Below are 12,558 nucleotides of genomic sequence, written 5' to 3' on the forward strand. Positions count from 1 at the left end.
CGACACTCACACGCCGTAGGGCTCTGTGAGAGAACCCGACGGAGTCGGACTCGGTGCCAACGAGCCCGAACCCGTCGGGTTCACGCAGCCCTCGGCTCGGGACAGGAGATACGAACAGTGGAGATTCAGGGATCCGCCGCACTGGTGACCGGCGCCGCATCCGGTCTCGGCGCCGCAACCGCACGCCGTCTCGCCGACGTCGGAGCCACCGTCTTCGGCCTCGACCTGCAGCAGTCCATCGACCGCGTCGGCGATGCCGCACCCGCGGGTGTCACGCTCCTCGCCACCGACGTGACCAGCGGCGACGAGGTGCAGGCCGCCGTCGACCGCATCGTCGAGTCGGGTGTTCCGCTGCGCATCGTCGTCAACTGCGCCGGTGTCGGCTGGGCCGGCCGCATCCTGTCGAAGAACGGCCCGCACGACCTCGAGCTGTTCCGCACGGTCATCACCGTCAACCTGCTCGGCACCTTCAACGTCATGCGCCTCGCGGCCGACGCGATCTCCAAGACCGAGACGGTCGACGAGTCGGGTCAGCGCGGCGTCGTCATCAACACCGCCTCGGTGGCGGCGTTCGAGGGCCAGATCGGTCAGATCGCGTACTCCGCGTCGAAGGGTGGCGTGCACGGCATGACCGTCCCCGCCGCACGCGACCTCGCGCAGTTCGGCATCCGCGTCAACACCATCGCCCCCGGCATCGTCGACACCCCGATGCTCGCCGGTGTCACCGAGGAGTACCGCAAGGGCCTCGAGGCCGGTGTGCCGTTCCCGTCGCGGCTCGCCCAGCCCGCCGAGTACGCGCAGCTCGCGCAGATGATCGTCGAGCACGACTACCTCAACGGTGAGACCATCCGCATGGACGGCGCGCTGCGCATGGCGCCGCGGTAACCCTTCCTCCGGTAACCCCGCCTCTTCCGTGCGCGTTTCCGGCAGTTCCGGCTGCCGGGAACGCGCACATGCGTTAGACCGGACCCATGCGGATCGTTCTCGCCGTGGTGCTCGTCGTCGCGCTCGTCGGCGTCGCCGGGTGGGCGCTGCAACGACGCCTGATCTACCTGCCCGACAGCTCCACTCCCCCGTCCGCCGCGACCGTCCTGCCCGGTGCGGAGGACGTCGTGCTCACCACCTCCGACGGTCTCGCGCTCGACGCCTGGTTCGTGCCCGGTCGCGCTCCCGACGGCCCCGGAGCCGGCTTCACGGTTCTCCTCGCTCCCGGTAACGGCGGCAACCGACTCGGCCGCGTCGACACCGCCGCCGACCTCGCCGCGGCGGGTTTCTCGACGCTCCTGTTCGACTACCGCGGGTACGGCGGCAATCCCGGCGCCCCCACCGAGGAGGGTCTCGCCGCCGACGCCCGCGCGGCCCTCGAGCATCTCCGTTCACGCGACGACGTCGACCCCGCCCGGGTGCTGTACTTCGGGGAGAGCCTCGGCTGCGCCGTGGTCACCGCGCTCGCCGTCGACGAACCTCCCGCCGGGATGCTGCTGCGCTCGCCGTTCACCGATCTCGCCGCCGTGGCCCGGCACCACTATCCCTTCGTGCCCGCCGCACTGTTGAAGGACGAGTTCCCCGTCGCCGAACTCGTCGGCCACATCGACGTGCCGATCACGGTCGTCTACGGCACCGCCGACAGCATCGTCCCGCCGGCCCAGAGCTCGGCAGTCGCCGATGCCGCCCGATGGCTGCACGAGCGGGTCGAGCTCGACGGTCTCGAACACAACGATCCGCCGATGTTCGGCGCGCCCGTGGTGGACGCACTGATCCGGCTCAGAGCAGGCCTGTGAGCCTGGCGGAGCCGTCGACGAGGAATCTCACCAGATCGGGATCGGGTTGCACCTTCGCGGCCGACCCGTGCAGGTACAGGCCGCCGACGACGAAGGACGACGAGTCGCGGATCGGGACGGCCAGCGCCGCCCTGCCCAGCCGGGTCTCCTGGCACTCCTTCGCGTAACCGGACGAGATGATGTCGCGCAGCTCCCGCGCCAGCGACTCGCGCTCGCACATCGTGAACTCGGTGAGCCGGCGAAACTCGGCATCCGGAGCCGCCCCCGGCACGTGTGCCAGCATCAGCTTGCCGATGGCATTGGCGTGCAACGACTTCGACAGCGTGGTGATGGCGACGATCTCGTGGTCCGGATCCTGGTCGACGAAGCGGAGCCGGCTCCCGGCGAAGGACGCGACGTGCAATCCGAAACGCGTGCACCCCCGCAGGTCCTCCATCACGTCGTGGAGCGACTCGGACGGGGTGGATTCCGCTGCGGCCTGGGCGAGTTCGGCGGTGCGACGACCGAGCGCGAAACCCGACAGGTCGGGGACACGCACGAGATAGCCGTCCGCCACGAGCAGGTTCAGCATCCGGTAGGCGGTGGCGGGAGGCACTCCGGCGAACGCGGCGATCTCCTTGGCGGTGGTGCCGGGACCGAGCTGTGCGACGGCCTCGAGCATCCCCAGCGCCTTCTGCACGGCGTGGGGTTGTCGTCCTCCGAAAGTAGTCTCGGAGGACCGGATCGGCACGTGGGCGGTCACATCCGCTCCTCCTGTATGCCCCCCGTGACGATCCGCGGCCGCCCGTGCTCGTCGAGGACCAGTGTCCCCGCACCCGGCAGCAGATCCGAGGTCTCGACGGTGTCGAATGCTCCGATCGTCGCGAGGCTCTGCGGGCGGAGCCGGCGCAGCACCGCGCGCCAGACGGGTCCCGACACCAGGAGCGCGACGAGCGCCACCGGCACGACGAGCAGCGAGTGCGTGACCCCGTCGACGGCCGTGGCCACCAGCAGACCACCACCGAGCAACGCGACGAACACCGCCGCGACCCGCGTCCACGTGGTGTCCTCACCGATGCGGTGCAGGAACCGCAGGGATGCCACCGCGACCAGCGTGTACGCCGCGACCAGCGCGACCTCGACGACACCGTCGAAGACGGACGAATCCGCTTCCGCCACCAGGGTGTACAGGACGGCACCCGCGACACTCACCGCGACGAACGTCGTCACCGCGAGGTAGGGGGTGCGCAGGGTGCCGTGTACGCGGGCCAGAGCGGACGGCAGCACCCGTTCGACACCCATCGAGTACAGGAGCCTCGAGCCTGCCTGTGCGCAGCCGAGTGTCGACGCGAACCACGAGCACGCCATGCCCGTCTTCACGGCGAGCACGACCGCCCACGACGCACCGGAGTCGACACCGTCGAAATACGCTCCGATGATGAGCGATCCACGCCCGGTCAGCGAGGCGACGGCCGTGAAGACGAACAGCGCCCCGACGACGAGAGGGGTGATCAGCACCGTCCGGCTGACCGTGACGAGCGGCCGACGGGCCTCGGGCCCGAAGAACGCCGCGCTCTCGAATCCGGCCATGGACAGGACGGTCATGAGCGCCAGGAAGGGCAGCAGGCTCAGCGGTGAGACCGGCAGTTCGCTTGTCGTCGTTCCGCCCGCCGGCGCGACCAGCATCGTCGCGACGATCAGTACCAGCGAACACGTTTCGACGAGCAGGATCGCGCGGGTCGCGAACCGCACGCCGCGGATCGCGATCAGGGCGACGACCCCACCGAGCACCGCCGCCGTCACCAGCCACGGTCCCGTCCCCGGAAGATTCAGTCCCACAAGCTCACCGAGATCCAATACTGTGCGTGCTCCCTGGGCCAGCACGGAGATCGAGATGCCGAGATATCCGACGATGAGCGCCGTGCCCGTCACGAGCGCCGCGCGCGTACCGAGTCCCTGGAAGACGAAACTGTAGAGCGAACCCGCCGCGGCCAGGCGTCGCGTGAACTGCGTGATGCACCATGCGACCAGCACGACGACGCCGGTCGTCGCGGCGATGGTGAGCACACCCCCGAGTCCCGGAGCGCTCACGGTCATCCACAGGGCGATGAACACCATTCCGGTTGCGGGAGCGATCGTCGACAGCGACTGCCCGATCAGATCGAGCTGGGACAACTGCCGGCGGCCGAGCGCATGCAGGGGTGAGCGCACGTGATCCCCGGTGGGTTCCGCGTCCTGCGCGCGGTCGATCGCCGCCCGGAGTGCTGACGTCACGGCCGTGGTCCTTTCACTGGATTCGTCCGGACGCTAACCCCGTTCTGTTACAGCCGCATTACCTGCGCGAACACGACGTGCCGTCCAAGTGGGAATCCGCTCGCAGAGGCGATGCGAGGTGCATCACGCCATCGCCTTCCGCGCGGACTCGGGCGAACGCAAAACCCCACGTCGCCGGGCCCCGACGTCCCTGAATTCGAAGGCTCGTGTTCTCGTTCAGGGTGTCCCCGTTCGTTTCTCCGGCGTCGCACGCCCGACTCGAGACCACAGCAGGATGTGTCCATCCCCACCTGCGAGGGATCCGCCGGGACCTCGACGAGGTCCCGAAGCGAAACGGAAGGAGTGGTCGCACACATGCTGTGGGTGCTGATCGCATCGATCGTCGGAGGCACGCTGTTGCTCGCCGGCATCCCCAAGACCCGGGACCGCCAGGGTCTGCTGCGCACGGTGCGCGGGTACAAGCTGCTGCCTGCGCCGCTCGAGGACGCGGTGTCGTTCGCGCTGCCGTGGGCCGAGATCGTCCTCGGTGCCGCGCTCATCACCGGCATCGCCGGACGATGGGCGGCCGCAGGCGCCGCACTGCTGTTCCTGTGCTTCTTCGGCGGCCTGACGATCAACCTTCTCCGAGGCCGTCGTGACCTCGACTGCGGCTGTTTCGCATTCGATTCCCACGACATCCCGCGGATCGGGTGGTTCCACGCGGTGCGGGCCGGTGCGTTCGTGCTCGTCTCCGCAGCCCTGGCCCTCGTTCCCGCCGGCGCACCGTCGCTCGCCGAGCACCTCCTCGCCGTCGCGCTCGCCGCACTGGTGCTGGTCGTGGTCGTCACCGCGGTGCAGTTGCGGTCGATCGTGCATCCGGGCCGACGCCCGGTCGACGACCACCTGACGAAGGCCTCGATCGAACTTCGTGCCGCCTCGCCTCTCTCGCGGTACTGACACATCCGAACGGAGAAATCTGTGAACACCTTCCTGCTGATCGCGGTCATCGTGCTGGCCGTCGCCGTCGCGGCACTGTTCCTCATGCTGCTCGCCCTCGCCCGCGAGATCGGGCGCGTGCAGGTGCGTCTCGGCCCCCTCGGCGCCCGGATGATGGACACCGGCCCGAATATCGATCAGGTCGCTCCGAGCTTCCGCGGCCTGCAGGACCACCTCGGCCGCGAGGTCGGCGTCGGTGGCCACCGCGACAAGGCGCAGCTGCTGCTGTTCACCGCGCCGTCGTGCTCGACCTGCAAGAGCCTGCTGCCCGGCGTCAAGGCGATGGCGAAGGCGGAGAAGGACCTCGAGGTCGTCATCATCTCCGACGGCACGCCCGAGGAGCACCAGAGTTTCCTTGCCGGTTCGGGTATCGGTGCCGAGCTCAGCTACGTCGACGCCCGCGATGTGGGCATCGCCTACCAGGTGGGCACCACTCCGTACGGCGTGATCCTCGACGAGCACGGCAAGATCCAGGCCAAGGGCCTGTGCAACCACATGGCGCAGGTCGAATCCCTCCTCAACGCACTCGAATCCGGCACGCCCTCGCTGCAGCACCTGCACGAGGCAGCCAAGACTCGCGCCGCAGCCGGTCTGTGATCTGCGAGTGCCGACCGCCCCGTCGGTACGGGCGGAATCTCATCCCCTTCTCGAGATCGGAGTACGTCGTTGGACCTCAGACCCTCATCCGGGGAACCGGAGATGCACGAGAATCGATATCCGGTGGACGAAGCCACCGTCAAGGAACAAGCCGAATGGATGGCCGGCCGCGGCGGATCCTTCATCGGCCGCACCGGCCGCAGGATGTCCGAGCGGGTCTCCCGCCGTTCGGTGATCAGCAAGATCGGCCGGTGGACCATGGGTGTTTCCGGTGTGGCACTGATCAGTTCGCTGCCCGTCACTCGCACTGCGCTGGCTCAGGAGCCGCCGGCTCCGACCCCCGCCGAACCCGAACCGCTCGTTCCGGTCTACGACGGCAAGGACCCCGCCGAGTGCGAGTACTGGCGCTGGTGCAACATGGACGGCACCTCGTGCGCGGCCTGCAACGGCGGCGGTGTCACCACCTGTGCGCCGGGAAGCCGTCCCGGAGCGGAGTTCTGGGTTGGATGCTGCACGCATCCCGACACCGGTAAGACCTACCTGATCGCCTACTACGACTGCTGTGGTGCACCGTCGTGCTCGAACGCCTTCTGCGGTGAACCCGACATGCAGGCCATCATGTACAACCCGGTCTCGGGCAGCTTCGACCAGGAGATCATCTGGTGCGTGTCCGACGAATCCCAGTCGTACACTTGCACGATGGCACCGATCATCGGTGAGGACTGCCAGACCCGTCCCGCCGCACGACCGAAGGTGGGCGCCGGATCATGAAGCGCACCCAACGGGCGGTCGCCGCGACCGTCCCGCTCGCTCTCGCACTGTCCCTCGCGGCGTGCTCGAGCGACGACGACTCCTCCTCCGCGGCGGGCGAGGTCACCTACCCGACCGTCCCCTACACCACTCCCGGTGAGGGCATCTCCCTCGGTCACGACGATCAGGAGATCGGCGACACCATCCCGGAACCCGTGCATGTCTCGGAGATCCAGCCCGCGAGCGAGAACGACCTGCTTGCGGTCCTCCGGACTCCGGGCGGGCTCGAGATCGGTGTGAACGTCCTCGACCCGGTCACCGGTGTCGCGGGCAGTCGCATCGTCGTGGGTCCCGGCATCTGGGATCCGGTCATCCACGGGTTCGTCGGCGAGAGTTCCTCGGACCCAGCGGTTCTCGCCGCCGAAGTGTGGCGGCCGCGCGGTTCGCGCGGCCAGGCGGACTTCACCGTCACCACCTACTCGGGCGACCTGCTCGAGCCGGACGAGATCGAACTGCCCGACTACGCCCGCGCGCACTCGCGTCCCGGGTCCAGTGCCGTCACCTCGGACGGGAAGTACTTCGTGACGTGGGACGACGGCCTGTACGGCGTCCGCGTCGTCGATCTCGAGGCCGGCAAGGAGAGCGGCGCGCTGCAGATCATCGGGTGCGGTCCGTTCACCTGGCTCGTCGACCACAAGCTCTACAGCGTGTGCGAGGACACCCGCGAGCTGATCCAGATCTCCATCGACGATGCCGGTGTCCCCACCGAGACGGCGCGCACGAAGGTGCTGCCCGACGACTTCGTCAGCAACCGCAAGGTGACCTGGGCCGCGGACGCGAAGAAGGCACTGCTCGTCGGCGCGACCGGCGACGTCTTCGTCTTCGACTTCTCGAACGGTCTGCCGGAGGATCCCGTCGCTCCCATCGGGAACGCCGGACAGGATGGCGGCCGCTTCGCGGAGAACGCCATCAACAACACCGGCGACCGGATCGCGATCGAGTACACCGACAGCGAGATCCATCCGCACTCCGCGCGCGGTGGCGACATCGTCACGATCGAGCTGTTCGACGCGACCGGCCTCGCTCCGATCCGCACCCTCGATCTCGCGGCTCTGGGGATGACGGACATCGCGTCCATGGCTTTCTCCGTGGACGGATCGATCCTGTATGTGGTCGGTTCGGGCCCCGAGGTCGACGGCGAGTCGGCCCAGCGCATCGTCGGTGTCTCGGCGAGCGACGGCACCGAGGTCAGTGCCGCCGAGGTCACCGGCACCGTCGACGACATCCGTTCGCTCCTGACCCCGCAGGTGATCCGATGACACGACCCGGTTCCGGGCTCGTGCTCGCTCGCCGACGCTTCCTCCGCCTGGGCACCCTCGGTGTCGGGGCGGTGGGGCTCGGCGCGCTCGGGTTCGGTGCCACCGCCTGCAGCTCCGGTACGTCCGGACAGCAGGCGGTGGCCACCGAGCTCGACTACATCCGTCCCACCGATCCCGAGGTGGCCGCGGCCGAGGCGGCCCGCGCCACCTCGGGGGCGACGGCAGCCTTCGCGCTCGCTGCGGGGGTGGGCGCCGTGGACCTCGGTGGGCGGATCGTGAACACGTGGACCTACGGCGGGGCCGCCGTCGCACCCGAGCTGCGGTTGTCGAAGGGCGACCGGGTGCGGGTGTCGGTGGACAACGGGCTTCCGCAGGAGACCACGCTGCACTGGCACGGCATCCGGATCCGCAACGACATGGACGGTGCGGCTCCGGTCACGCAGGAACCGATCGGCGCCGACGGTGGCCGGTTCGAATACGACTTCGTCGCACCCGATCCGGGCACCTACTGGTACCACTCGCACAGCGGACTGCAGGCCGACCGTGGTCTGTTCGGGGCTATGATCATCGAGGACCCGAACGACGCCACCGGCGCGGACGCCGACGCGGTGCTCGTGCTCGACGACTGGGTCGACGGTCTGGGCACCACCCCCGACGCGGTCCTGGCCGCGCTCAACCCGCAGGTCGCCGGGCACGGTCATGCCGGGCACGGCGCGGGGCCGGCCGAGTACACGGACGCCGATGCCTCGGTGGCGCAACAGATCACGTCGGCAGGCCACGGGGACTCCGTCCCGCTCGGCGGCATGACCCAGCACATCGCGTACCCGCTGCACCTGATCAACGGGCGTCCGCCGAACGATCCCGCCGTGGTGGAAGCCGCTGCGGGGCAACGGTTGCGTCTACGGGTCGTCAACGCGGCCGCGGAGACGCCCTACCGTTTCGCCGTGGCCGGTCACGAACTGACCGTCGTCGCCGTGGACGGCTTCGACGTGCAGCCGACGACCGCCGACACCGTGATCCTCGGCATGGCGCAGCGGGTGGACGTGCTCGTCACGGTGCGTTCCGGTGCGTGGCCGATCGTGGCGAAGGTCGAGGGGCGCGACGGCTACGCGTCGACCGTGCTGCGGTCCCACGACGCGGTGCCGATGTCGAACCCCGATGTGGGAGGAGACATTCCGGAGCTGAACGGGCGACTCGTAGCCGAGAGCGAACTGCGGCCCGCCGAATCGGTGCTGCTCGAGAATCGGGACGTCGACCGCGACTACCGCGTCGAGCTGATCCAGGCCGGCGACCGCTACGTGTGGGGCATGGCCGGCCCCGACGCCGGCCGACTGGTGATGAAGGAGGGTGAACGGATCCGGATCACGATGGTCAACTCGTCGCCGATGTGGCATCCCATGCACACCCACGGCCACACCTTCGCCGTACCGGGTTACGGCGGTCTGCGACGCGACACCGTCAACGTGCTTCCGGGGACCGAACTCGCCATCGAGTTCGACGCGGACAATCCGGGCGAGTGGATGTTCCACTGTCACAACGCCTATCACTTCGAGGCAGGAATGACCGCGAATCTGCGGTACATCCGGTGAGGACGAAATATGAAGAAGTTTCTTTCCGCGGTCGCGGGCACGACACTCGCGATGGGACTGCTGACCGGATGCGGCAGTGCGGACGCCGACGAACCCGCGGTCGTCATCGAGGTCTCCAACATGTCGTACAGCCCGGCATCGGTCACCATCGAGAAGGGCCAGACCGTGCAGTGGCACTTCGACGACTCGGGACTGCCGCACGATGTGGCGGGCGACGGACCGCTCGAAGGTGACCTGAAGAGCGAACTGCTCACCGAGGGCACCTACGAGTACACCTTCGACGAGGCCGGCACGTTCACCTACCACTGCACGCCGCACCCCGCGATGGTCGGCACGATCATCGTCGAATGATGCGGATCCGGTGGGGGGTGGCCGCGTTCGCGGTGCTGGCCGCGACCTGGTGTGCCGGCTCCCCCACCGGGCCGGACGCGGAGATCGTCGTGCGCGACGTGCACTTCGCGCCGGTGGACGTGACCGTACCGGTGGGCGGCACCGTCCGGTGGACGTTCGACGACGGCGGGGTCCTGCACCACGTCGGATCGGAGGGCGAGTTCGACAGCGGCATCATCCCCGAGGGGAGCTTCGAGCACACCTTCACGACGCCGGGCGTCTACGAGTACCACTGCTCGGTCCACCGGTACATGACCGGAACCGTCACCGTGACCGGGTGACGGACAACGCCGTCCGCCGTCCGGTCGTATCCGTAAGCACCACAGCAAAGGAGCATCCCGATGACAGAAACACTCGTGCGTGAGCCTCTGGCTCACCCGCCCCTCGGAGTCGACGTACCGGAGATACGCCCGACGCTCGAGAGCGCCGTCGCGAAGAAGACCCGCGGCGGCCTGATCGCCGGTGCCGCGGTGGTCGGCGCCGCCGCCGGTCTCGTCGCGGCCGCCTCGACCCCGACGGCCATGACCGCCGCGGTGATCGCCACCGGCGCGGTGACCGCACTGGCCGCCAACTGGTCGACCTGCGGCATGTCGGTGGCCGGCGTGGTCGCCGCACCGAAGCAGCCGGGACGCCGTGGGTCGTCGACCCCGATCCGCCGGCTCGGCTGGCACACCCTCGGATCGCTCGCGACGGGCATCCCCACCGGCGCGCTCTTCGGTGCGCTCGGCGCGCTCGTGACCGGCTCGGTGCCGTGGGCGTGGATGCTCGCGGCCTGGGGGGTGATCGCGCTCGGTTACGGCCTGCACGAGCTGGGCATGATCACCCTGCCGACGCCCATGCGGCGTCAGCAGCTCCCCCGCCACCTGCGGCGCACGATGGCGCCGTGGAAGGTGTCGCTGCTGTTCGGTGCGCTCATCGGCCCCGGCTTCATGATCTTCATCCGGTCCAGCGCGTACTACCTGCTGGTCCTCGGCGTGATCGCCTCGGGTTCGCCGGTGCTCGGCGCCGCGATGTTCGCAACCGTCAGCCTCGGCCGCTGCATGCCGAGCGTACTGGCCATCCTGCACACCCGCCGCGGTGGTTCGATGCCCGGCTTCCTGTCGGCGATGTGCGTCGTCGACCGTCGTGTCCAGACCCTCACCGGCGGTGTCCTCATCGCCCTGGCGGCCTTCGCTCTTGCCGCACTGGTCTGATCTCCCGTGCGTGGTTCCGGTGGCCGAGGCCGCCGGAACCACGCACGTGGCATGCTCTGCGCTACAGGTCCTCGACGAACGGGATGTCGAGCACCGCACGATCACTCATCCACTCGCGCAGGACCTTCGTGGCGATCACGTCGTCCTCGTTGTACTCGAGCAACCGCACACGCTGCGCCGGATCGGGCTCGCCCGCCATGCCCACGGCCTCGCGGTACCAGCTCATCGACGCCTCACCCCCGGCCTCGGCGTCGCGCCAGTGATGCCCCGCGATCGGTGCGATCTTCTTCAGCCCCTTGCCGTTCGGACACACGAACTGGTCGGTGACGGCCTGGAAGATGTCGACCCACTCGTCCGAACCGATGAACGCCTTGACCTCCGCGAGCTCCGGCACACCCGGGAAGCCGTGGAACCGCCGCGCCGACGACAGCAACCACTTGTCCTCCGCCGACCGCGAATAGCAGTAGGCCGCAAAAGTCTTCCCGCGACGTTCGGCCGCGCGCCGCTGGTCCGACAGCCAGCGCCAGAACTCGGCGAACGAGCGTGCCTCGTCGTCGGTCGGCACGGGCTCCCACGTCGCGAACGGGATGTACTCGGAGGACGATCTCGAATTGAGCAGCGTGCCCCACAGATAGGCGCCGTGCTCGTGGTAGCTCTCCATGTCGATGTCGACCTCGACGTCGGCGCGGTGGACGTGCACGTGCCGGTAGCGACGCACGAGCGGCGCACCGGCGATCCACGCCCGCGCCGTGACGATCGCGTCCTCGAACGAACCCTGCGGCCACGCTTCCGGTTCCCCGCCCTCCCACCGGGCGAGGCCGTCGATGGTGTGCACCTCGAGTTCGCGCAGCACGGCGGCACGTTGCCCCGGCGCGACGAGCGACACATCCCGGGTGACGGTGAGTTCGGCGCGGCAGCGGTCCCACCACGGGCAGGTCTTGCACTCGCCGATCTGCGACGGCGCCGTCGGAGTGAGACCCCGCGCGATCTCGAGTCGGTCCGCCAGGCGGGCGTCGTAGTCGTCGAGGATCTGGTCGAGATCGTGCACGAGGATGCAGTCGCCGCCGTAGCCGATCGCGCCGGCGACCTTCGCGGGGCTCGCAAGTCCGTGACGTTCGAGCATCCGGTACAGGTGCGCGAGGCGCATCTGGTCGCGCACCTGACTGCGCACCTTGCGGGTCTCGTCGACAGCGGGTGCCCACGCGAACAGATCGGTGGTGAGCGCGCCGTGTCCGGGATCGGTGACCTTGTGGTTGACGACGATCACCGGGATGTAGCCGCCGTGTTCGGCGTCGCGCAGCAGGATCTCCGAGCGGCCGCGGCGTCCGGTGTCGGGTTCGCTCGGCAGCACCGCACCCCAGATGCGGTCGGCGCCCGCGCGGCACGCGCCGAGTGTGCGCTCGGCGCGCTGCGACATCGGTCCTTCGGGGGCGACGAGCACCCACCCGTCCGGGTCGGCGTCGAACAGCGTCTGGCGGATCGCCTCGCGATGCGCAGCCGCCGCCTCCTGGCGTTGCCGCGCACCCGGATTCTCGGGTGCACCTGCGAGTTCGTCGGGGAAGGTGGCGTCGAGATAGACCCGGTGGCGGCACCTCGTCAGCGCAGCGGCCTCGAGGGAGACGGCTGTGCGCTGTGACACTCCGCGTCGGGGCCGCGGTAGTTCTCCGGTTGCGTCCACGACATTCCAGGGTATTCCCTGCACAGGCGACGG

The 12,558-nt window shown here is 69.1% G+C and carries 13 protein-coding genes; 10 read left to right on the forward strand and 3 right to left on the reverse strand.

The features are described from left to right. Positions 1-117: 117 nt before the first annotated feature. Both NVV99_RS11310 and NVV99_RS11315 read left to right on the forward strand, forming a co-directional pair. Complete coding sequence (locus NVV99_RS11310) at positions 118-885, forward strand: SDR family NAD(P)-dependent oxidoreductase (protein ID WP_024102641.1); 768 nt, start codon at positions 118-120, stop codon at positions 883-885. 86 nt (positions 886-971) lie between these two features. Next, the gene (locus NVV99_RS11315; RefSeq protein ID WP_024102640.1) at positions 972-1,781 is read left to right on the forward strand and encodes an alpha/beta hydrolase; all 810 of its coding nucleotides are present in this window, start codon (positions 972-974) and stop codon (positions 1,779-1,781) included. Here the strand turns inward: NVV99_RS11315 and NVV99_RS11320 are convergent. Together NVV99_RS11320 and NVV99_RS11325 are read right to left on the reverse strand one after the other, a co-directional pair. After that, the gene (locus NVV99_RS11320; RefSeq protein WP_006553387.1) at positions 1,765-2,523 is read right to left on the reverse strand and encodes an IclR family transcriptional regulator; all 759 of its coding nucleotides are present in this window, start codon (positions 2,521-2,523) and stop codon (positions 1,765-1,767) included. The two genes, NVV99_RS11315 and NVV99_RS11320, sit on opposite strands and share 17 nt — an antisense overlap. Next, positions 2,520-4,034 (reverse strand): APC family permease, encoded by a 1,515-nt coding sequence (locus NVV99_RS11325; RefSeq protein WP_024102638.1) that lies wholly within the window; start codon positions 4,032-4,034, stop codon positions 2,520-2,522. Before NVV99_RS11325 ends, NVV99_RS11320 begins: the two co-directional genes overlap by 4 nt. Before the next feature lie 354 nt (positions 4,035-4,388). Between NVV99_RS11325 and NVV99_RS11330 the strand changes: the two genes are divergently transcribed. The 8 genes from NVV99_RS11330 to NVV99_RS11365 all read left to right on the forward strand — a co-directional run bounded on the left by NVV99_RS11330 (position 4,389) and on the right by NVV99_RS11365 (position 10,847). After that, positions 4,389-4,970, forward strand: a complete 582-nt coding sequence (locus NVV99_RS11330) for a MauE/DoxX family redox-associated membrane protein (protein ID WP_019290382.1) — start codon at positions 4,389-4,391, stop codon at positions 4,968-4,970. Positions 4,971-4,991: 21 nt separating this feature from the next. Continuing rightward, positions 4,992-5,606: a redoxin domain-containing protein gene (locus NVV99_RS11335; protein ID WP_024102637.1), complete on the forward strand. Its 615-nt coding sequence runs from the start codon at positions 4,992-4,994 to the stop codon at positions 5,604-5,606. 102 nt (positions 5,607-5,708) lie between these two features. Continuing rightward, positions 5,709-6,377 carry a methylamine dehydrogenase light chain gene (locus NVV99_RS11340; RefSeq protein ID WP_033097867.1) on the forward strand — a complete coding sequence of 223 codons (669 nt, stop codon included), beginning with the start codon at positions 5,709-5,711 and terminating at the stop codon, positions 6,375-6,377. Beyond that, positions 6,374-7,675, forward strand: a complete 1,302-nt coding sequence (locus NVV99_RS11345) for a hypothetical protein (RefSeq protein WP_006553382.1) — start codon at positions 6,374-6,376, stop codon at positions 7,673-7,675. Before NVV99_RS11340 ends, NVV99_RS11345 begins: the two co-directional genes overlap by 4 nt. Next, positions 7,672-9,264 (forward strand): multicopper oxidase family protein, encoded by a 1,593-nt coding sequence (locus NVV99_RS11350; RefSeq protein WP_024102635.1) that lies wholly within the window; start codon positions 7,672-7,674, stop codon positions 9,262-9,264. Before NVV99_RS11345 ends, NVV99_RS11350 begins: the two co-directional genes overlap by 4 nt. Positions 9,265-9,273: 9 nt before the next feature. Next, the gene (locus tag NVV99_RS11355) at positions 9,274-9,615 is read left to right on the forward strand and encodes a plastocyanin/azurin family copper-binding protein (protein WP_006553380.1); all 342 of its coding nucleotides are present in this window, start codon (positions 9,274-9,276) and stop codon (positions 9,613-9,615) included. Beyond that, positions 9,612-9,935, forward strand: coding sequence for a cupredoxin domain-containing protein (locus NVV99_RS11360; protein ID WP_080678517.1), 324 nt, complete (start codon positions 9,612-9,614; stop codon positions 9,933-9,935). Before NVV99_RS11355 ends, NVV99_RS11360 begins: the two co-directional genes overlap by 4 nt. Positions 9,936-9,995: 60 nt before the next feature. After that, positions 9,996-10,847, forward strand: coding sequence for a hypothetical protein (locus tag NVV99_RS11365; RefSeq protein WP_024102633.1), 852 nt, complete (start codon positions 9,996-9,998; stop codon positions 10,845-10,847). Positions 10,848-10,908: 61 nt separating this feature from the next. On the opposite strand, the gene NVV99_RS11370 is transcribed toward NVV99_RS11365, so the two are convergent. Then, positions 10,909-12,486 (reverse strand): TM0106 family RecB-like putative nuclease, encoded by a 1,578-nt coding sequence (locus tag NVV99_RS11370; protein ID WP_024102632.1) that lies wholly within the window; start codon positions 12,484-12,486, stop codon positions 10,909-10,911. Between the last annotated feature and the right edge of the window lie 72 nt (positions 12,487-12,558).

The organism is Rhodococcus sp. PAE-6 (assembly GCF_025290685.1).
GTDB classification, from domain to species: Bacteria; Actinomycetota; Actinomycetes; order Mycobacteriales; family Mycobacteriaceae; genus Rhodococcus; species Rhodococcus pyridinivorans.